Annotated in this window: 23 protein-coding genes; 14 read left to right on the top strand and 9 right to left on the bottom strand. The window is 34.7% G+C overall.

All coding sequences use genetic code 11. The features are described from left to right. The first annotated feature begins 22 nt into the window (after positions 1–22). Together ACM6F9_RS01400 and ACM6F9_RS01395 are read left to right on the top strand one after the other, a co-directional pair. A complete protein-coding gene (locus ACM6F9_RS01400; protein ID WP_414844081.1) occupies positions 23–778 on the top strand; it encodes a glycosyltransferase family 2 protein in 756 nt (251 codons plus the stop codon). Beyond that, the gene (locus ACM6F9_RS01395) at positions 778–1,404 is read left to right on the top strand and encodes a deoxyuridine 5'-triphosphate nucleotidohydrolase (protein WP_414844080.1); all 627 of its coding nucleotides are present in this window, start codon (positions 778–780) and stop codon (positions 1,402–1,404) included. Before ACM6F9_RS01400 ends, ACM6F9_RS01395 begins: the two co-directional genes overlap by 1 nt. Here ACM6F9_RS01395 and ACM6F9_RS01390 read toward each other — a convergent pair. From ACM6F9_RS01390 to ACM6F9_RS01360, 7 genes are all read right to left on the bottom strand, one after another. Continuing rightward, the gene (locus ACM6F9_RS01390) at positions 1,396–2,634 is read right to left on the bottom strand and encodes a 3-deoxy-D-manno-octulosonic acid transferase (protein ID WP_414844079.1); all 1,239 of its coding nucleotides are present in this window, start codon (positions 2,632–2,634) and stop codon (positions 1,396–1,398) included. The two genes, ACM6F9_RS01395 and ACM6F9_RS01390, sit on opposite strands and share 9 nt — an antisense overlap. Before the next feature lie 5 nt (positions 2,635–2,639). Further along, on the bottom strand, positions 2,640–2,984 hold the full coding sequence (locus ACM6F9_RS01385; RefSeq protein ID WP_414844078.1) for a cupin domain-containing protein: 345 nt from the start codon (positions 2,982–2,984) through the stop codon (positions 2,640–2,642). After that, positions 2,981–3,448: a DUF1648 domain-containing protein gene (locus ACM6F9_RS01380; protein ID WP_414844077.1), complete on the bottom strand. Its 468-nt coding sequence runs from the start codon at positions 3,446–3,448 to the stop codon at positions 2,981–2,983. The genes ACM6F9_RS01385 and ACM6F9_RS01380 overlap by 4 nt, the downstream gene beginning before the upstream one ends. Positions 3,449–3,470: 22 nt before the next feature. After that, positions 3,471–4,187: an NlpC/P60 family protein gene (locus ACM6F9_RS01375; protein WP_414844076.1), complete on the bottom strand. Its 717-nt coding sequence runs from the start codon at positions 4,185–4,187 to the stop codon at positions 3,471–3,473. Positions 4,188–4,272: 85 nt separating this feature from the next. Then, positions 4,273–4,920, bottom strand: a complete 648-nt coding sequence (locus ACM6F9_RS01370) for an O-methyltransferase (protein WP_414844075.1) — start codon at positions 4,918–4,920, stop codon at positions 4,273–4,275. 120 nt (positions 4,921–5,040) lie between these two features. Then, positions 5,041–5,196 (bottom strand): CCPGW family putative bacteriocin, encoded by a 156-nt coding sequence (locus tag ACM6F9_RS01365; RefSeq protein WP_410493401.1) that lies wholly within the window; start codon positions 5,194–5,196, stop codon positions 5,041–5,043. Between the two features lie 214 nt (positions 5,197–5,410). Then, positions 5,411–5,710, bottom strand: coding sequence for a hypothetical protein (locus tag ACM6F9_RS01360; protein ID WP_414844074.1), 300 nt, complete (start codon positions 5,708–5,710; stop codon positions 5,411–5,413). A gap of 273 nt (positions 5,711–5,983) precedes the next feature. On the opposite strand from ACM6F9_RS01360, the gene ACM6F9_RS01355 reads away from it, so the two are divergent. The 3 genes from ACM6F9_RS01355 to ACM6F9_RS01345 are packed head-to-tail and all read left to right on the top strand — an operon-like array spanning position 5,984 to position 8,169. Next, positions 5,984–6,577, top strand: a complete 594-nt coding sequence (locus ACM6F9_RS01355) for a hypothetical protein (protein ID WP_414844073.1) — start codon at positions 5,984–5,986, stop codon at positions 6,575–6,577. Positions 6,578–6,629: 52 nt separating this feature from the next. After that, entirely contained in the window at positions 6,630–7,199 is a 570-nt protein-coding gene (locus tag ACM6F9_RS01350) for a hypothetical protein (protein ID WP_414844072.1), read from the top strand. Between the two features lie 7 nt (positions 7,200–7,206). After that, positions 7,207–8,169, top strand: coding sequence for a hypothetical protein (locus ACM6F9_RS01345; RefSeq protein ID WP_414844071.1), 963 nt, complete (start codon positions 7,207–7,209; stop codon positions 8,167–8,169). A gap of 52 nt (positions 8,170–8,221) precedes the next feature. Here ACM6F9_RS01345 and ACM6F9_RS01340 read toward each other — a convergent pair whose 3' ends face one another. Continuing rightward, positions 8,222–9,055: an OmpA family protein gene (locus tag ACM6F9_RS01340; RefSeq protein WP_414844070.1), complete on the bottom strand. Its 834-nt coding sequence runs from the start codon at positions 9,053–9,055 to the stop codon at positions 8,222–8,224. Between the two features lie 87 nt (positions 9,056–9,142). Between ACM6F9_RS01340 and tilS the strand changes: the two genes are divergently transcribed. From tilS to ACM6F9_RS01305, 7 genes are all read left to right on the top strand, one after another. Continuing rightward, positions 9,143–10,495 (top strand): tRNA lysidine(34) synthetase TilS, encoded by a 1,353-nt coding sequence (gene tilS, locus ACM6F9_RS01335; RefSeq protein ID WP_414844069.1) that lies wholly within the window; start codon positions 9,143–9,145, stop codon positions 10,493–10,495. Further along, positions 10,468–11,028 carry an RNA polymerase sigma factor gene (locus ACM6F9_RS01330; RefSeq protein WP_414844068.1) on the top strand — a complete coding sequence of 187 codons (561 nt, stop codon included), beginning with the start codon at positions 10,468–10,470 and terminating at the stop codon, positions 11,026–11,028. The genes tilS and ACM6F9_RS01330 overlap by 28 nt, the downstream gene beginning before the upstream one ends. Before the next feature lie 80 nt (positions 11,029–11,108). Next, positions 11,109–12,068 carry a redoxin domain-containing protein gene (locus ACM6F9_RS01325; RefSeq protein WP_414844067.1) on the top strand — a complete coding sequence of 320 codons (960 nt, stop codon included), beginning with the start codon at positions 11,109–11,111 and terminating at the stop codon, positions 12,066–12,068. Between the two features lie 332 nt (positions 12,069–12,400). Next, on the top strand, positions 12,401–14,470 hold the full coding sequence (locus ACM6F9_RS01320) for a cytochrome c biogenesis protein CcdA (protein WP_414844066.1): 2,070 nt from the start codon (positions 12,401–12,403) through the stop codon (positions 14,468–14,470). Between the two features lie 278 nt (positions 14,471–14,748). After that, positions 14,749–15,273 (top strand): biopolymer transporter ExbD, encoded by a 525-nt coding sequence (locus tag ACM6F9_RS01315; RefSeq protein ID WP_414844065.1) that lies wholly within the window; start codon positions 14,749–14,751, stop codon positions 15,271–15,273. Positions 15,274–15,384: 111 nt separating this feature from the next. Continuing rightward, positions 15,385–16,167 carry an alpha/beta fold hydrolase gene (locus ACM6F9_RS01310; RefSeq protein ID WP_414844064.1) on the top strand — a complete coding sequence of 261 codons (783 nt, stop codon included), beginning with the start codon at positions 15,385–15,387 and terminating at the stop codon, positions 16,165–16,167. Between the two features lie 73 nt (positions 16,168–16,240). Next, positions 16,241–17,047, top strand: a complete 807-nt coding sequence (locus tag ACM6F9_RS01305) for a patatin-like phospholipase family protein (protein ID WP_414844063.1) — start codon at positions 16,241–16,243, stop codon at positions 17,045–17,047. A gap of 41 nt (positions 17,048–17,088) precedes the next feature. Here the strand turns inward: ACM6F9_RS01305 and ACM6F9_RS01300 are convergent, their stop codons facing one another. Next, the gene (locus ACM6F9_RS01300) at positions 17,089–18,093 is read right to left on the bottom strand and encodes a DHH family phosphoesterase (protein WP_414844062.1); all 1,005 of its coding nucleotides are present in this window, start codon (positions 18,091–18,093) and stop codon (positions 17,089–17,091) included. A gap of 235 nt (positions 18,094–18,328) precedes the next feature. Between ACM6F9_RS01300 and rpmH the strand changes: the two genes are divergently transcribed. Further along, on the top strand, positions 18,329–18,487 hold the full coding sequence (rpmH, locus tag ACM6F9_RS01295) for a 50S ribosomal protein L34 (protein ID WP_040997588.1): 159 nt from the start codon (positions 18,329–18,331) through the stop codon (positions 18,485–18,487). Positions 18,488–18,641: 154 nt separating this feature from the next. Next, complete coding sequence (locus ACM6F9_RS01290; protein WP_105701182.1) at positions 18,642–19,352, top strand: cell division ATP-binding protein FtsE; 711 nt, start codon at positions 18,642–18,644, stop codon at positions 19,350–19,352. The last annotated feature ends 49 nt before the right edge of the window (positions 19,353–19,401 follow it).

Below are 19,401 nucleotides of genomic sequence, written 5' to 3'. Positions count from 1 at the left end.
TTTTGTAGTTTAGAAAACATAAATGAAAGATCTTGTCTCCATTATAACACCTTGCTACAATTCCGCAGAATTTATCGAGGAAACCATACAGTCTGTTCTTAACCAAACCTATGAAAATTGGGAATGGCTGATTACTGATGACCTCTCCAAAGACAATACTGTAGAAATCATTAAGAAATATAATGATCCCAGAATAAAACTACAGGTATTGGAGAAAAACGGCGGTGCCGGAAATGCAAGAAATAACAGCCTTGAAAGAGCTCAGGGAAGATATATTGCTTTTCTGGATTCTGACGACTATTGGTATCCGGAATATCTGGAAACCATGACGGGTTATATGCAGGAACACAACGTGGAACTGGTGTATTGTAATTATTCAAGATGTAATGAACAGCTTCAGCCTATTCTGAAAGATTTTCTGGCAGATAAGGTGGTTACATTCTCCAATCTTCTGAAGACATGCCGTCTGGCACCGGTTTCTACCATGTATGATACCAAAAGAGTAGGAAAATTTCTGTTTCCTGTAAAAAGCAAACGTGAAGATCATGTGATGTGGTTAAACCTTTTAAAAGTAATTCCTGAAGGGATTCCCGTAAAAAAGACAATGGCCAAATACAGGATGCGTGAAAACAGTGTTTCCAGAAACAAAAAAAACATCATCAAAGATCAATATCTTGTTTATAAAGATTTCATGGGATTCTCCACAGTAAAATCGTTGTATTACACGGCTAACTGGGCGTTAAACGGATTCCTGAAATATTCGAAAATTTTCAATTAATGGAATATTCTAAAGAGTTCAAAGCTGCTCTGAGTGCTTTTTCCGGTTCCGATAAAGACAAACTTATTTTCAGACTCCTGAGAAAGGACAAATTGTTATCTAAAAAGCTTTACTTTGAACTCATTGATCCCGAAACTACAGATGATAAAAGAAATGCTATGGAAGAACATGTGGAGGAACAGGTTCTTTTGGCTTCAAAATATGTAGGAAATGCCAAGTATTTCCTGTCTACTGTTCGAAAAATAAGTGCTGAAATTACAGAACATGTAAAAATAACTACGGATAAATTCGGGGAAGTTTCTCTGAATCTTCTTCTTGTCAACAAGGTATTGGAAAACAACGGAGATCTTAGTAGACAAAGGTTTGACAATGTTTACAAGCTTTATATTTATATGATCAATAAGGTCTTCAAATCATTAATTCTGATAAAAAAACTGGATGAAGATTACTGGATGGAAATTGATGAATACCTTCGTGACACCCAAAAGAAAATCTCAGAGAATCATTATCTTCAAAAGCTATGTACCAACAATGGTCTTGATATTAGCTGGCTGGAATGTGACAGGATTCCTGAAAACATAGATCAGCTCATGAAGGAAATGAAAAGTCAGGGATATTTACGCTAAAATCTTCTGAAGAATCATTTTGGTAGAATCAGGTTTTTCATCCACGAATTTTCCTGCATTTTGAGACATTTCTTCAAGTTCTTCTCTATTCTCTTCATTCATAAGAAATAAAACGAATTCTGAGGCTGTATATTCGTCAGGGAAAGACTTTCCACCATTGGCAGCAATCAGATCATCTGCTTCCGGATTCTTTTTATAATGATTTCCAAAGATCACAGGAACTCCAAAGGTTGCTGCTTCCAGAATATTGTGAAGCCCTGCATCGTGAAACCCACCTCCTACAACAGCTGCATCTGCATAAGAATATAGTTTTGATAGTAAACCGATACTGTCTATAATCAGAATTTGAGAATTGAAAGTTGGCGATGGAGTACTTTGGATTTCGCTATACAATAAAGCGTCTGGAAATATATTTTTCAAATGCTCTACTCTTTTCAAATCATGAGGAGCTATGATAAGTTTCACCGTATTATTTTTGCGGGAAACCACTTCTGCTATTTTCTCTTCTGCCTGCCATGAACTTCCGAAAACAACAGCTTTATTATCTCCGATGAAGTCTGCAATGAAGTCTACATGATTATCCCGTTCGCGAAGCTGTTTTACCCTGTCAAATCTTGTATCTCCCGTTACAGAAGACTTTATTAATCCTACACTTTTCGCCAAAGCTAATGAAAACTGAGTCTGATGAAAAAACCAGTCTACATTTTTCTGAAGCTGCTTCACAAACCATTTTCCATAGGAAGTAAAGAAAGATTGTCTTTCATAAAAAAGAGCAGAAATCACATAGACCTTTGTCTTTTGATTTTTTAATTCAGCAAGGAGGTTGTACCAATAATCATATTTAACCGTAAAAAATAGTTCAGTATTAAACTGATCTATAAATTCCTTTACAGTTCTTTTTTTATCGAATGGCAGATAACACATCACATCTGCAATATGTTTCTTTTTAATTACATTTTCATATCCTGATGGGGAAAAGAATGTTACAAGTACTTTGTGTTGAGGAAATTTCTCTTTAAGCTTTTCCAGAACAGGTAAGCCCTGCTCATATTCACCAAGGCTGGCTGCGTGCATCCAGATCACTTTATCTGTATTTGAAAATGCAGATTTCACTTTATCCAAAGACTGCCCTCTCCCTTCAACGCCTTTTTTAGTTTTATCATGAATTAATGCGAAAACTTTCATTCCGAAAGTAAGGAGACTGATAAATATATTGTAGAGAAAAGCCATTTTAATTATTCTTTAATTTCAATTCTGTCATGATCCGTAGAAGGATTGGATATGACTAAAAACTCGATTTCTTCAGTAGATTCATTGGAGATAAAATGTTTTGATCCGGGCTGTATAGAAATAGACTCTCCCTGGTTAACAAAAAATTTCTCTTCATTGGTGTAAAATACCGCAACTCCTTTCAGCATATAAAAAAACTGTTCTGCCACTTTATGATAGTGAAGTTTTTCTGAAGTTCCCGCAGGCATCTTCTCCTGCTTTATAGATAATTGATGCGTATTTTTAAGAATCCAGCTGTCACATTGGTTTCCCCAGATATAATGTTCTGAATTTTCTTTAGAATGTATCATTTAAATAGATAGGCAATAAAAAGTAATGCAGGAGTAAATAACACGACTGACAAAAAGATTGTAGCTAATGAAATCCTTGGTTTTGCTTTATCATCTAAAGCATATCTAAACATATAGTCCTGGATATTCGTAAAAATGACTGCCAATATCATAAAAAGAATTCTCAATCCGATTTTCATAACTAAAAACTGAGCATTCATATTCTGTTCTGTAATTTCTACGGGGAAATTAGTATCTTCTGGATGTCTCATCCCATAAACGAATAGAGCATATAATCCCAAAGCTAATACAGGCATCAGAAAGGCATACATTCTTCCACCAAATCCATCAGCTTTCCCTTCCATATCAAAATGCACAGGAATTCTCTCTGGCAGAGTGTTATAGTTTTTGAAGGTAAACCACCATAGAAAAGCGACCCATCCAAAATTAAAAATATCAAAAATTGTAAAGAGAATATTTTCCATTTCAGATAAGATTTAATGAGAATTAAATTACGCTTTTCAGCACTCTCAGTTTATGAGTGTGTTTATTCATTTCTTTATTGAAAATCCCTGTGGAATCCAGCGTATCAATTCTTACTTTTCCGGAAGCATGGATGATCTTTTGATTGTCCAACATAATTCCTACGTGGATAATTTTTCCTTCTGCATTTTCAAAGAAAGCAAGGTCACCCGGCTGCGTCTCTTCTACAAAAGTGAGTGCTTCTCCTACCTCAGCCTGCTGTGAAGCATCTCTGGGTATTTTTATATTATGAATTTTATAAACCAATTGAGTAAATCCGGAGCAGTCTACTGCAAAAAAACTTTTACCTCCCCACAGATAGGGCACATTAAGGAACTCTTTTGCCGTTAGAGCGATACTTTCCCGTACATCATGACTTCTTCTGGAAGCAACCACCGGAAATTCCACTTCGGAACCCATTGAAAGTAAAGTTTTCCCATCATTCATGAGTACAGAAGAAAAATCTTCAGTAACGACAGTAACTTTTCTTTTGGCCAGATCTTCATCTGTCACTGGTTTCAACTGTTTGGTATCCATCCATCCTTCATAACCATCATAGTGCATTTTTATTTTGGTCCAGTTTTTATCTACTTCCAAAATATCGGCACTTTCTCCAAACAATATTTCCGTAACAATTTCAGCTCTGTCAGAATTTTCTGCACGAACCGGCGCTACTGTAACAATACAAATTCCTTTATTCATTAACTCTCAATTTAAAGATTGAATAATTTAAAGAAAAAATATGAACTATACTCTCTTTAAATGCTATAATCTTTGGATATTTTAATTACTTTCTTCGCAGAAAGTTGACTCCATCACGCAAAGGTAGAATAAGATTTTCAAAATCATCATCTTTTGCTGCCAAATCATTTAATTCCTGTATAGACTGGGTAGATTTCAGCTTTGGGTTTTCTTCCAATACTTTTCCATACCACAGTACATTATCAAACATAATTACGGTTCCGGATTTTGTATGGGGTTTGATAAGTCTAAAATATTCGGCGTAATTTTCTTTATCAGCATCTACAAAAATCAGATCAAAAAATTCATCCGTTTCTTTTAAATATTCCTTGGCATCCTGAAGTTTAAAATCAATCTGACTGGCATATTCGCTTGACTCAAAATATTTTTTCGGCAAATAGGCAAGGTCTTCATTAACATCCAGCGTAGTGATTTTTCCGTCTTTTGCCAATCCTGATGCCAGGCATAAGGTAGCATATCCTGTAAATGTTCCTATTTCAAGAATGCTTTTCGGCTGCAGCATTTGGGAGATAATTGTCAATAGTCTTCCCTGCTGATAACCGGAAATCATATGAGGCTGTGTCGTCTTCTGGTAAGTCTCTCTTCTCAGCTTTTTCAGAATTTCGGATTCCGAAGAAGCGTGTGCTTCCAAATATCTATCCATTTCAGGATTCTTTTCTTCAAAAAAACTCATACCATTTTAATTTAAGCAAATTTAAGGATTTTAAAGCTACTTTTTAAATCCAAAAGAAGATACAAAAAAAGAGAGAAATTAATCTCTCTTCCATATATGTGTATTGGCTCTAAAAAATTATTATACGGCTATACAATATTGTCTTATACCAGCACAAACCCATCCTGGGCAACACTTTGTTTGTGGGCTAGTACAAAATATCTGTGGATTACACCCATTAATAGCACCTTGTACAGTTTTCATTGCTTCTCTTGAAAGTTTTTTTAAATTTTTCATAATAATTTTAGTTTAGTATTAATTTCCTACTCTTTAGATTTTCGGACACCTCTTTTTTTATTTCCTTTTATAGAGATTTAAATATACATATTCTTTTATTAATCAACGCATTGCAACCATATAATTTATTTATAAAATTCAAAATTCCATTTACACCAGTGAAAACCCCATATAAAATACCGTGAAAATACGGGTGTTATTTTTGTGGTATTAGTTATATGTTTGCAATAAGAATAAGGGGTAAAAACACTAAGAGAAACAAGATGATTGCAGGAGAGACACAAACTAACCATGAGAATCGCACAACAGTCATACCGAGAGGTAGAGCTGATGCTTCTGCAGCAAAAACTAAGAAAGAAATATCCACTTCATTTTTGCAACGAATTATTTCTCTCTTGAAAAAGGAAGAATTAATTTGATTAAAAAATAAATCCCGGCCACCTTCGGGATTTATTTTTGCTTTAAAGCTTAGTAACTGTATCTCATCCGGGAACATTCTTTTCCCAATATTCAATCAAATTTCATTTCTACAAGCCTTTATTTAAATTCGTTATTTAAGCACTTTTCTATCGCTTGAAATTTCCACTAACAGCTATTATATCTAGGAAATCCTGATTAAAATTTCATCTTCAAAAGTCAAAATCCTCACAAAAAACAGGAAAAACACCTGCATTCAACTGCTCATATGCTTCTACCTTTGATATAAGTTTTTCAACCATGAAACATTCAAACAAAGGAGGAACCCGAAAATCCTAAAACAGAGTAGGGATATTTTAAAAACATCCACATGAAAACAAAGACTTTATTATTAATTGGAGCAATAGTGGGACTTGTTATGATTTTTTCCCAACTAAAGCCTCAGGAGATGTCTTTTTATAAAGAAAAAGGCAATTACATTGTAGACAACAATTACATTCTAAAAGATGTGAAAAAAATTTCTGATGAAGACATGAAGAATTTATTAAGCCTACAGAAACTTCACCAGAACAGTTTGGGAACTAATTTTATTATTTACAAAATCAACAGACAGTATGTGATCCGCGGATGTCTTATGAAAGCCAACATCGATTGGAACAAATACGGAGATTTAAGAGCAAAAGTGGAAGGAATTCTGAAAAAATACGGAGCTAAAGAATTAGGAGCAGACTATTATGCTATTCAAAACAACCAGGTTGCTACTAATGCAGCATTATTAAGCCAGAAGGACATTGCCTCTTTAAGTAAATTAACAGTAAGAGGTGCTGAAGAATACACCATCTGCCCGCCAACCATGGGAAGAAGAAATCTTACCAATGTGATCATAAAATCTTACAAAGTCAATACAGCTATTGATCCCAGAATCAATGTAAAACTGAACAGTGTATTGATGAATTACAAATAATCACAAAAGGCTGTTTTTAGTCCGAAGACAGCCTTTTCTTAAATCTTTTGCCATGAAAAGAAAGCTTCAGTTATCCGGAATTTTCATGATCCTGCTGGTAGTCTTTATTATAGGTCTGAAAGGAACATTTGATGGATATTATGGTTTTTATTATGAAGACAAAAACTATGAAAAACCACTGGCCTATAGTATTGCTGAAGACATTACCCAGTCAAAGCCTGTCAACATATTTACTTCTTACACTGGTTTTGATACGGGATATGGTTTCTACGCACCGAATGTTGCCAGCGATTTTGTCATGAGTTTTGAACTAAAAGATCAAAATGGAAATATCCTGGAACAGAAAAACCTTCCTTATTTTAAGAACAAGGAGAGCAGAGTGAGATATACCACTGTATTTAATATGTTTTTGGATAAAATTTCTGACAAGAATAAATACGACAAAAAGTATTATCAATATCTGGATATTATTATCAGACAGATTGCAGCACATGTCATGAAGGAAAATCCGAAAGCAGCCAGTGTCACCACTAAACTTTATCTGTATGACTACCCTACAATTGCCAATTTCAAACAGGAAAAAACGAATGAAAATCTTATTCTCATTGATGAATTTAAATAATAAAGTGATGAAAAAGCTGAATGCATTCTACACTAAAATTGAAAACTTCTTTTTCAAACAGGATAACCAGGCAGAGTTCTTAAGCTTCTTCCGGGTTGCCATAGGAATCGTTATCCTCTTACAGTTTACTGCAGTATTGCCAGATTTTGACAAATTATTTTCTAGCAGCAGTATCATTCCACAGGATATCATGAGTGTTTTCACTCCTGACTGGCTGATTACCTTCTCAAAAATTGTCAGCTTTTTACAAACTTTTGGAATTGAAGAAACTACAACAATTATGATTACCAAAGTATCATTTATTGTACTGTGTGTATTTGTTATTACCGGATTTTATTCCAGAATTTCTGCAGTTTTTTTGCTTATGCTACAGATCGCATTACTTAAGGGAAGTTCTTTCTTTGCTTATGGTGCAGATTTTTTCACAAGCATGTCTTTATTTTATCTGATTCTTTTCCATGCTGATCAGCATTTTTCACTGAGAAATTTTATTTTCAACAGAAAACCCGGACCTATAAATATTACTCCGGTGAAAAGATTATTTCAGATTCATATTTCTATTGCTTATTTCTTTTCCGGATTGGATAAAGCATTAGGGTTCAACTGGTGGAACGGAGAATCTATCTGGAAAGCCATTCATCTTCCCTACTCTAACAGAGATCTGAATATTGATTTCAGCTGGCTGATAGAACACTCTTACATTTTAAGCCTCATCGGATGGAGTACCATTATTATTGAAATGTGCTATCCGATTTTCATCTGGTATAAGCCAACCCAGAAAACATGGCTTTTCCTAACTGTTTTCATGCATATAGGCATTGCACTCGTTCTCAATTTATATTACTTTTCGGCCATTATGATTGTATGGAATATCACTAATTTCTATTTTGAACAACCCGCTAAAAAGGCCGTCACTTCATCAAAGAAAAAACTATCAACTCAATATATACCGAAACATATTAACTCATAAAAAAATAAATCCCGAATTGCTTCGGGATTTATTATGATATATGTTTTAGTGATTATTTCTTAGGAGCAATATCCATCAGTTTCATAAACTCATCCAGTTTAGGCATAATGATAATTTCTGTTCTTCTGTTTTCTCCTCTACCTGAAACGCTCATATTAGTCGCTTTAGGGTTGTACTCAGAACGTCCACCAGCTGTAATTCTTGCCGGATCTACTCCAAACTGAGTCTGAAGAACTTTAGCAACAGAAGTACCTCTTAATGCAGAAAGATCCCAGTTGTCTCTTGGAAGATTTGGAGAATTCAACGGAGCGTTATCTGTATTACCTTCAATTAATACTGAATATTTGTCGTAATCGTTGATTACTTTCGCTACTTTACCTAACACCTCCTGAGCTGCAGGCAAAATGTTGTAGTCACCTGTTTTGTATAACATTTTATCAGAAAGAGAGATCATTACCACTCCTTTCAATACTTTTACCTGTACATCTTCATCAGAAACATTATCCAAAGATCTCTTCAATTTGTTAGACAATGCAAGGTTTAAGCTGTCATTCTTAGCATTATTGGAGATCAATTGCTTGATATAAGAATTGGAAGCATTGATTTCTCCTACCAGTTTATCAATATTAGCAGAACTTTTTCCTGTATTGGAAAGACACGCATCAAGGGATGATTTTAAAGCATCATGCTGGCTTTTCAGCAAGTTATTTTCACCTGTCAATGCAGAGTTCTGAGATTTCAAATCCTGAATTTCTCTCTGTCTTTCTCCAATGTTTTCAATACACTGCTTATAGTTGGAACTCAAAGCATCATACTGCTTTTTGCTGACACAAGATGTCATCCCCAGCGCCATTGCAGAAACTGCTAAAACTTTTAAAATCTTCATAAATAATCATTTTTAGACTACTCAAAGTTAGGGAAATTCAATTGAATTATATCGGTTATCTTTGCATAAAAGAAATTCTCAACATATATGTTGAAAAAATTAACCTTTATCAATCAATTAAAAAATCTCGTTCACGAGCCGGAAAATCACACCTATCTTCTGGCAGTAAGCGGAGGTGCCGACTCTATGGTTTTAGCCTCTTTGTTCAGGGATTTCGGGCATGAAATTAAAGATTATAAGTTCCGGTTTCAGGTAGCTCATATCAATTATAAACTTCGTGGCAATGATTCGGATCTGGATCAGAAAACAGTACAGGATTTTTGTGAGAAAAATCATATAAAATTTCATCTGTATGAAGTTTCGGAAAAAGATCAGAAACCAGAAAACTCTATTCAGCTCTGGGCAAGAGAACTTCGCTATGCCTTTTTTAAACAAGTTCAGGAAAAAGAAAAGCTGAAGTTTCTCGTTACAGCCCATCATCTGAATGATCAGCTGGAGACTTTTATCATCAATCTTTCCAAAGCTGCCGGTATCAATGGACTAAGCGGGATTCCATCGAATGACAATCATATTCTTCGTCCCCTTTTAAGTTTTTCAAAAAGAGAAATTTATCAGTTTGCTGAGCAGAATACGATTGAATTCCGGGAAGATCTTTCGAATAAAAAAAATGATTATCTAAGGAATAAGATTAGAAATGAGATTGTTCCCATGCTGATGGAAACCAATGATCACTTTCTGGAAAACTTCAGAAAGAGTTCTGTGTTGATGAATCAAACCAAAGATTTTGTTCAGGAACAGATTCAGGAAATAGAAAATCGTCTTACAATATTTAACAAAGACTGTAAAATTCTATCAAAGGAAAAGCTGGATGAGGAAAGCGATTTCGTAAAATTTGAAATCTTAAAAAAATACGGTTTCAATCAGGAGGAAGAAATCCCCAAAATTTTTAAAGCAGAAAACAACAGTTCTTTTTTCTCAAAAGAATATCAGTTGATTGTCAATCGCAATGAATTAATTTTTATTGATAAAAATGACAAAAAGGAAAGTAAAGAAGAAGTATTACTGATTGAACATTTTGATTTTTCCGAAAACCAGATCAGCATCAATCTCGTAGATGATATTGAAAACATTGACGAAATTAATAAAGGATTTGAATGGGATTTCGATGCTGAAAAGCTTCAGTTTCCACTCCTTTTAAGAAGACAGCAGGATGGAGATGAATTTTATCCTACAGGGTTTTCAGGGAAAAAGAAAGTTTCTAAATTTTTTAGGGACGAAAAATTATCTGCTTTGGCCAGGGAAAAAATATGGTTATTATGTGACTCCGGAAACCATATTTTGGGAGTCATCCCCTTTAGACAGGATCGCAGATACCAGGCAGACAGAACTACTCAAAAAAAGATAACTGTAAAGTGGACAGAAGAACAACTAATTCGTTAGCTGTTGATGATTTTAAGAAAGACAGCAATATAGCTTTTGGAATTTTATACCAACAGTACTTCGGTTATACCAAAAAATTCGTTCTTAATAATAAAGGGAATCTGGAAGATGCAGAAGACATTTTTCAGGATGCACTGCTGATTCTTTATGAAAAACTGAATGCCGATGAATTCAAGGTTCAAACCTGTCTGGGAAATTATATCATTGGAATTGTTAAAAATTTGTGGTTAAAGAAATTAAAAAACAGAAATTTTTATATAGAATCTCCTGAAAGTTATTTCATGGAACATCAGCAGGAAATAAGTGCTGCTATAGAAAATGAAAAATATTATTGGGAAAAGCTGGTTGGTTATATGAAGTCTATCTCTTCACATTGTCAAAATCTGATCCATGACATTTTTATTGAAAATAAAAGTATTGAGGAAATCCAGGACAAATATCATTATTCCAGTAAGCATAATGCTCAGAACCAAAAGTATAAATGTGTAGAGCAAATCAAAAAGATTAAAAATAAAAGCATTTTTTCAATCTGAAAATCAAATAATTACATAAATCTATTTAATTTATGGGTGATTTTTTTCTTTTTCAGGGAACATCATAAGAAAAGAAATATATGTTCAAAAAAATCGTATTGAGCCTTCTTATACTAGTAGGAATTTCATTTAATGCACAAAGCACGGGTATCAATTTTCAGAAAATTGATTTAGAGGCTGCGAAAAAAATTGCAGCAAAAGAAAATAAACTGATCTTCATTGATCTGTACACAACCTGGTGCGGACCTTGTAAGCTCATGGCAAAAAAAACCTTTACTGACCCTAAAATTGGTGAGATGTTCAACAAAAATTTTGTAAATCTTGCTATAGACGCAGAAAAGGAAGGAATCAACCTAGCGAAAGAATTTAAAGTGGTAAACTATCCTTCTTTTTTATTTCTGGATTCAAAAGGAAAATTGGTTCAGTATGATTTCGGATATTATAATCCTGAACAGTTTTTAGGAGTAGGATCCTCTGTTCTGGAAAAAAGAAAGCCTCAATCCGGAAAAATGTTAGATCAGGTAAAAGGAAAGATGATAGGAGATAAAATTGATAATTTCAATGCAAAAGATCATTTGGGAAATACATTTTCTTCATCAAAAGAAAACAAAAAACTGGTGATTGTTTTTATCCGTGGACAATGGTGTCCTTACTGCAACAAATATGTTGAAACCCTACAAAATCTGGCTCCTGAACTGAAGTCGAAAAATGCAAGACTGGTTATCATCTCTCCTGAAAAACCTGAATTTATAGAAAAGACGATTAGCAAAACAAAGACAGACTACACTGTTTTATATGATGAAGGATATAAAATTGCAGAAGCATTTGACGTTCTTTATACTCCCGACAGTGAAACTCTTAATTTCTATAACTCGAAATTAAAGGAGGATTTTTCCAACAGCAGATCGGATAATTCCGGAAGACTTCCTGTATCGGCAACCTTCATCGTTAACGAGGGTAAGGAAATTACATGGAGGCATTTTGATACAGACTATAAAAAGAGAGCATCTGTAGAAGATATTGTAAAAAACCTGAATTGATTTTCATAAAGTTTTTTGCCTTGGAAGAATTCTTATCATAATACCAAATCAACCGAATTCACAAAATCAATAATCATTTTGAATGGTTAAATAAATGATGCTTTTATTGCAATCAGGGCAGAAGACGGAATATTTTAAACATCAGGCTTAAAAAAAGAAAGTTTCTAAGTTTTTTAGGGACGAAAAATTATCTATTTTAGCGAGGCAAAAATCTGGATACTGACTGACAGTAATGATTCCCTACTTGGAATCACCCTTTTTCAGACAGAATGGAAGATATACAAAGAATGAGAAGACAAAGTGGAGTCTCAAAATTTTTAATGAAAGGAACAATGAAATTTAGAAATTGGTTTTTATTAATTCTACTATTTTTAGCGACAGGAATTAATGCACAGATAAAAAATCCTGTAAAATTTAAATTTACCATCAACGATCTTGGAAACAATCAATACGAAGCGGTATTGAATGCCACGATGGAAAGCGGATGGCATATTTACTCAAAAGATTTACCGGAAGATACCGGAATTCCGACTGAGTATAAAGTGACAGGAAAGAACATCGAATTGATCGGAAAATTCACGGAAGTAGGTAAAAAACATGAAGAATTTTCTGAAGCATTTGGAGGAACAATTGTTTTCTACTCCAATTCAGCTGGATTTAAGCAAAAATTTAAATTAAAAGATCCTACAAAACCTGCAGATGTCACTTCTGAGATTACTTATCAGACGTGTGACGACAGAGTTTGTCTGGCTCCCAATACATTAGAATTCAATCAAAAAGTCACGCCAAAAGGAGCTACGGAAGAGGTTGCCACTGAGGAAACAGCAGGTCCAGCAAAAGATTCTGTAAAAACAACAGAAACGATTACTGAAAATCCTGCAAAAACAGAAGCTACGATCACAGAAACTTCAAAACTGGATCCTAAGAAGCTGAAAATTGAAACGATTGATTTCAAAAACCCATTGACAGATTGTGGTACAGCGTCTACGAAAGTGGATGAAAATTATTGGACGTATTTATTCCTTGGGTTTATCGGAGGGTTAATCGCTTTGCTTACGCCTTGCGTTTTCCCGATGATTCCACTAACGGTTTCATTCTTTACAAAAGGAAGTAAAAACAAAGCAAAAGGAAAAAGAGATGCTCTTATTTATGGGTTTTTCATTCTTCTGATCTTTGTTTTATTGAGTATCCCTTTCCATATTATTGATGGAATTGCCGGAAATATCTTCAACGAGATTTCTACCAGTGTATGGCTGAATATTGCCTTCTTCATTATATTCATATTCTTTGCCGGAAGTTTCTTCGGGTATTATGATATCACGTTACCAAGTTCAATAGCCAACAAATCTTCTAAAGCTGAAGAAGCAGGAGGAATTATCGGAATTTTCTTCATGGCATTGACATTGGTGATTGTTTCTTTCTCATGTACAGGACCTATTTTAGGAAGTTTATTGGGAAGTGCAGTAACAGGTTCTACAAACGTTCCTATGCTGTTGACATTTGCTTTGGCAGGATTCGGGCTGGCGTGGGCTATTATTTTTGGATTGCTGGCATTATTCCCGCAGGCATTACAAAGTCTTCCAAAATCCGGAGGATGGATGAATACGGTAAAAGTAGTTTTAGGTTTCGTAGAATTGGCATTAGCATTGAAATTCTTATCTAAAGCAGATCTTGTATCTAAAACATTCTTCCTAAAAAGAGAACTTTTCATTGCGATCTGGATCATTATTGCATTAGGATTAGCAATATATTTGTTAGGATTAATCAGATTCCCGCATGATGATAAAAAACCTAAAATTTCTATCACAAGAAAAATATTGGGCGTATTGGGAATCGGTTTTGTGATCTACCTGGTTCAAGGTTTAATCCCTTCTGACCGTCCGAAACTTCAATTATTAAGTGGAATTTTGCCTCCATTGAACGTAAGCTATTTCCATGATGAAAAAGACGGAATTCTAGGAATGCACCCGGAACACGATTTCTTCAAAGCAGTAGAACTGGCCAAAAAAGAAGATAAGCCCATCCTGATCGACTTCACCGGATACGGGTGTGAAAACTGTAGAAAAATGGAGGAATTTGTATGGAGTGAACCAGATATCTTACCTATCCTACAGAATGATGTGGTATTGGCTTCTCTATACGTAGATGACAAAGAAGAACTTCCTGAGGATCAAAAAACTAAAATTGACCTTGGTGACGGGCAGATTAAAAAAGTAAAAACAATTGGTGACAGATGGAGTTTATTCCAACAGGTTAATTTTAATAATAACTCTCAACCTCACTATGTTTTAATAACTCCGGACGGAAAAGTGATCAATACGCCTGTTTCAGGATATATGCCAAAAGAGGATTTCAAAAAATTCCTTGAATGCGGCGTTAATTTCTACAAAAAGAACAAATAAATTATTTATATATCGTTTAAAAACTCACACTTTTTGGTGTGAGTTTTTTTGTGCAGATTCTCAGACAAAGATGATCCTGAAAACTCAACACTCCACAAACCAATAATGTCATAATTATATATTTTTTTTAAAAACAGATTAAAAGAAGCGTGAATATTTAAAATTAATTATAAAAACAATCAATAGATTCATGAATCTATTGATTATACCGTAAACAAGGCATGCGTTTTGTAAGAATTTTTCAACAAACACCGTTTAACATTTAAAAAAATTTAATCATGGCAGAAGTAATCGCACAAGAGAAACAAGGCGGCAAACAAAAGAAAAAAATGATCAGAGTAGACATGACTCCAATGGTAGATCTGGGATTCTTACTCATCACATTCTTTATGTTCACCACTAATTTTACAAAACCTAACGTAATGGATCTGGGGTTACCAGCAAAAGATCCTAATCCCCATCCAACAAATATTCCTGTAATCGGAGATCAAAATCAGATTACCTTTATTCTTGGAAAAGACAACCGTGTATTCTATCATCAGAGCAATCAGAAAGATCTGAATACAGGAAACCTCAGAGAAACGGATTTCAGTGGAATAAAAATCTCAAAGATCATTGCTGAAGCTTATCAAAAAGCTCCGGCTCAGGAAAAATTCACAGTTATTGTAAAACCAACCGACGACGCCAATTACAAAAATTTTGTAGACATGCTGGACAACCTTGCTATATCTAAAAAGGAAAGATATGGGGTAACAGACATCAAACCTTGGGAAACAAAGGTTTATAAGGAATTAACTCAATAAAAAACGAAGAGCATTTTAAAAATGCTCTTTTTTGTTTACATTTGAAAGGAGAAACGGATTTGCAATACATAACTGACTGCACTATTTTTAACCTTCTATAATTTTGGAATCATGCTAAACTTTGAAAGAAAAGGAAACGGAAAAGAAACTTTGGTACTTCTTCATGGGTTTATGGAAAATCTATCTATATGGAGTGATATGGAACCTCATCTTTCCAAAGATTTTTCATTGCTCAAAATTGACCTTCCAGGTCATGGGCAGTCCGAAATTCTTGCAGATGTTCACACCATGGAACTGATGGCTGAGGAAGTAAAAAAAGTCTTAGATCATCAGCATTTAGAAAAAGTTCACCTTCTGGGCCATTCTATGGGAGGATATGCTTCCCTTGCTTTTGCTGAAAAATATCCCAACTCTTTAAAAAGCCTTACTTTATTTTTCTCTACCTATTTTCCGGATGATGAGGAGAAAAAACAGCAGCGAATCAAGAGCTACAAAATCATAAAAGATGCTTTTGCCCATTATGCAAGAGTTGGCATTCCCAATTTATTCAATCCCAATGAAAGGGATATCCTTGAAGGCAAAATAGAAACCGCTCTTGAAACGGCACTTTCCACCAACAATCTGGGTGCGCTAGCCTGTGTGAAAGGAATGGTAGAAAGAACTGATAAAAAACACATCCTGGAAAACTTGGAAGCAAAAATCTTAGTATTGGCCGGCAAACATGACAATACTGTAAAAACCGATATGATGATAAAACATCTTCCGGACAGAACAAATATCAAATCTTATATTCTGGACTGCGGACATAATGGCCATTGGGAAAAACCTGGCATTTGTGCTGAAATCATCAACACGGAACTTCTTCACAACCTTCCTAAAAAACTGGTTTTATAACATCGTTTTCATAACAGATTAAAGTCGTGTTTAACAAAAAAATCCTGTATATTAGTAGAGGATAATTTTCGTAATGGCTTTATTTTCATTCAAAAAAAAGAAACCACCGGCACCACGGGTTATCGGACTTACACTTTCAGGCGGAGGAATGCGTGGGATTGCTCATATTGCCGTACTGAAAGCTTTAGAAGAATACAATCTGAAACCGCAAATTATCTCCGGAACCAGTGCTGGATCTATTATTGGTGCTTTTTATTCTTTTGGCAAAACGCCGGATGAAATGATGGAAATTGTAAGACAGACCTCATTTTTCTCAAGATCATCTTTAAAATTATCAAAAAATGGCATTTTTAGCTCCAACTTTATTTTAAAATTGCTCAAAGATTATTTACCGGAAGACAATTTCAATATTTTGGAAATCCCTGTGTACGTTGCTGCAACAGAGATGACTCATGGCATTGTAGACTTCTTCTCTGAAGGAGAACTTTTCGGGCCATTACTGGCTTCTTCCAGCGTACCTTTCATTCTCCCTCCGGTAAGGATGGGGGAGAAAATCTATGTGGATGGTGGTGTTCTGGATAACCTTCCTATTGAACCGATCATGGATAAATGTAATTTTCTTATTGCCTCCCATGTGAACTCGATCAGCTATGATCAATTAAACAAAATGAGTCTGATGAAAGAATTCGACCGGATTCTCCACTTAGCCATCGCAAAATCCGTGTATTCAAAAGCGAAATTCTGTAATATATTCTTAGATCCACCCAAAATGACTAAATACAGTCTTTTTAACAAAAGATATATAGATGAAATGTTTCAACAGGTATACGATTATACCTGCCAGGAACTTGAAGAAAAAGGATTTCGTAAAAGTGTTTAGGAATTTGAGATATGGAAAATTTATAGTCCTCCACTCAGCTCCTACAAACCTTCCTCTTTTACTTTCTCTTTAAAATTGATAATAGTTCCGGCTAAAGAATCTAAAGATTTTCCTCCGGCTGCGTTAATGTGCCCACCACCGTTGAAATATTTTCTTGAGAATTGATTCACATCCACATCATCTTTACTTCTGAAAGAAATTTTAACGAAGTCTTCATACAGATCTTCCATGAAAAATGCAGACATTTTCACTCCGGCAATACTCAACCCATAATTGACAAAACCTTCAGTATCTCCTTTCTGGAAGCCAAATTCTTTCAGTTCGTTTCTTGTAAGACTTAGAACGGCTACTGTTCCGTCATTTACAACTTCTATTCTTCCCAGAACCAAAGCAAGCAAATGCAGACGGGAAACAGTATTGGTATCCCATGTATTGGATGTGATCATGGCAGGATCTGCACCATGTTCAATAAGATTAGCAATAATTCTGTGTGTAGTGGCACTGGTAGAACGAAAACGGAAACCACCTGTATCGGTCATAATTCCGGTATAAAGACATTCCGACATATCCTGATTCACCAGTTTTTCATCATTCATTGCTTCAATAAAATGATAGATCATCTGTGAAGTGGCAGGGATTACCGTATCGGAATAAACGAAATCAAATTTTTCCGGCTGTTGGTGGTGATCGATAAGAATTTTCTTTCCCGGAGCTTTTACCAACCAATCACCTAATAATCCGATTCTTGATGGAGAATTAAAATCCAGGCAGAAAATAACATCTGCACCAGCAATCATATCAGAAGCCAGCTTTCTTTTATATTCAGCAATAATAACTTTTTTAGCCTCCGGCATCCATTTCAGAAATTTTGGAAAATCATTGGGTACGATCACCTCTGCATGAATTCCTTTTGCTTTCAGATAATGTTTCAATCCCAAGCTTGAACCAATAGCATCTCCATCCGGATTATAATGGGTAAGGATAACGATTTTGCTATCTTGAGTAAGTAATGTATTGATATCTAAAAGTTCTGCTGGTGTAAACATCCGGTGTTTTTTTTTCGTTAAAATTAAAGTTTTCAAAGATAGAGCTTTTATATAAATCATTTAAATATTATTTTTGCACCGGAAAATGGTTTTCCTATAAGGGTTTGTAAATATCCGGCCGAAAAACATTCCATTTAATTTTAAAAAAAGATATATAAAGTTTGTAACTTATAAAAATTTATATATCTTTGCAACCTGAAAATTAATAGATTAATTACGATTTAAACATATAGTAATGAGTAAAAGAACATTCCAGCCATCAGAAAGAAAAAAGAGAAACAAACACGGTTTCAGAGAAAGAATGTCTACGCCAAATGGAAGAAGAGTTTTGGCTGCGAGAAGAGCTAAAGGCAGAAAGAGTTTAACTGTAAGTGCATCACGCGCTAAGAGATAATCTTTTTATTATCATATACAAAACATGCTTGAGAAGTCTCTTTTCAGGCATTTTTTGTTGTTAAAATTTACTAAAATTTAGGCTAGATCAACATCTTTTTTCTATTTTTAAAAGTTGAAATATTTTTGTTAGAAACAGTCTTTAAAATTAAATTATGCCACATACCAATATCGCCGGAGACAATATTATAAGTTTACAAAGTGCAAAGATTGCGCAAAAAAACTTTACTGTACTTTCTGATGTGAATCTTAACATTAAAAAAGGTAGATTCTGCTACCTTATCGGGAAAACAGGTTCCGGAAAAAGCTCACTTCTGAAAACACTTTACGGACACATTCCATTAGCATCAGGACATGGAGCTGTGGTAGGATTTGATCTGGCAAAATTAAAACCGTCTGATATTCCAAACTTAAGAAGAAAACTAGGAATTGTATTCCAGGATTTCCAGTTACTTTCAGACAGAACAGTTGAGAAAAACTTAAAATTCGTTCTTGAAGCAACAGGATGGAGCGATAAAGTAAAAATGGAAGACCGCATCAACGAGGTTTTGGGAAGTGTGAACATGAAGAGCAAAAAGCACAAAATGCCTCACGAACTTTCCGGAGGAGAACAACAGCGTATTGCCATTGCAAGAGCCCTTCTTAACCACCCAGATCTTATCTTAGCAGATGAGCCTACAGGAAACCTTGACCCTGAAACTTCCAACGAAATTATGACGCTATTAAAGCAGGTTGCCCTTGAAAATGGCGCTGCCGTAGTAATGGCAACACACGATTATCATATGATTCAAAACTTCCCTGGTGAAGCCATCAGATGTGAAGACGGAAAAGTTTCTGTATTGGATACATCTGAGTTATTCGAATAAAAGTTAAATATCAGAAATTGAGAAAGCAACTGCTTTTAAAATCTAATTT

It is taken from the genome of Chryseobacterium sp. IT-36CA2 (genome assembly GCF_949767875.1).
Lineage (GTDB): Bacteria > Bacteroidota > Bacteroidia > Flavobacteriales > Weeksellaceae > Chryseobacterium.
This window is presented reverse-complemented; position numbering and strand designations above follow the sequence as displayed.

Coding starts and splice junctions, on each gene's coding strand:
- ACM6F9_RS01395 (WP_414844080.1), top strand. CDS start 778: ATGGAATATTCTAAAGAGTTCAAAGCTGCTCTGAGTGCTTTTTCCGGT.
- ACM6F9_RS01390 (WP_414844079.1), bottom strand. CDS start 2,634: ATGGCTTTTCTCTACAATATATTTATCAGTCTCCTTACTTTCGGAATG.
- ACM6F9_RS01305 (WP_414844063.1), top strand. CDS start 16,241: ATGGCTTTATTTTCATTCAAAAAAAAGAAACCACCGGCACCACGGGTT.
- ACM6F9_RS01315 (WP_414844065.1), top strand. CDS start 14,749: ATGGCAGAAGTAATCGCACAAGAGAAACAAGGCGGCAAACAAAAGAAA.
- ACM6F9_RS01325 (WP_414844067.1), top strand. CDS start 11,109: ATGTTCAAAAAAATCGTATTGAGCCTTCTTATACTAGTAGGAATTTCA.
- ACM6F9_RS01290 (WP_105701182.1), top strand. CDS start 18,642: ATGCCACATACCAATATCGCCGGAGACAATATTATAAGTTTACAAAGT.
- ACM6F9_RS01310 (WP_414844064.1), top strand. CDS start 15,385: ATGCTAAACTTTGAAAGAAAAGGAAACGGAAAAGAAACTTTGGTACTT.
- ACM6F9_RS01370 (WP_414844075.1), bottom strand. CDS start 4,920: ATGAGTTTTTTTGAAGAAAAGAATCCTGAAATGGATAGATATTTGGAA.
- ACM6F9_RS01400 (WP_414844081.1), top strand. CDS start 23: ATGAAAGATCTTGTCTCCATTATAACACCTTGCTACAATTCCGCAGAA.
- ACM6F9_RS01355 (WP_414844073.1), top strand. CDS start 5,984: ATGAAAACAAAGACTTTATTATTAATTGGAGCAATAGTGGGACTTGTT.
- ACM6F9_RS01345 (WP_414844071.1), top strand. CDS start 7,207: ATGAAAAAGCTGAATGCATTCTACACTAAAATTGAAAACTTCTTTTTC.
- tilS (WP_414844069.1), top strand. CDS start 9,143: ATGTTGAAAAAATTAACCTTTATCAATCAATTAAAAAATCTCGTTCAC.
- ACM6F9_RS01385 (WP_414844078.1), bottom strand. CDS start 2,984: ATGATACATTCTAAAGAAAATTCAGAACATTATATCTGGGGAAACCAA.
- rpmH (WP_040997588.1), top strand. CDS start 18,329: ATGAGTAAAAGAACATTCCAGCCATCAGAAAGAAAAAAGAGAAACAAA.
- ACM6F9_RS01300 (WP_414844062.1), bottom strand. CDS start 18,093: ATGTTTACACCAGCAGAACTTTTAGATATCAATACATTACTTACTCAA.
- ACM6F9_RS01340 (WP_414844070.1), bottom strand. CDS start 9,055: ATGAAGATTTTAAAAGTTTTAGCAGTTTCTGCAATGGCGCTGGGGATG.
- ACM6F9_RS01380 (WP_414844077.1), bottom strand. CDS start 3,448: ATGGAAAATATTCTCTTTACAATTTTTGATATTTTTAATTTTGGATGG.
- ACM6F9_RS01375 (WP_414844076.1), bottom strand. CDS start 4,187: ATGAATAAAGGAATTTGTATTGTTACAGTAGCGCCGGTTCGTGCAGAA.
- ACM6F9_RS01350 (WP_414844072.1), top strand. CDS start 6,630: ATGAAAAGAAAGCTTCAGTTATCCGGAATTTTCATGATCCTGCTGGTA.
- ACM6F9_RS01320 (WP_414844066.1), top strand. CDS start 12,401: ATGAAATTTAGAAATTGGTTTTTATTAATTCTACTATTTTTAGCGACA.
- ACM6F9_RS01365 (WP_410493401.1), bottom strand. CDS start 5,196: ATGAAAAATTTAAAAAAACTTTCAAGAGAAGCAATGAAAACTGTACAA.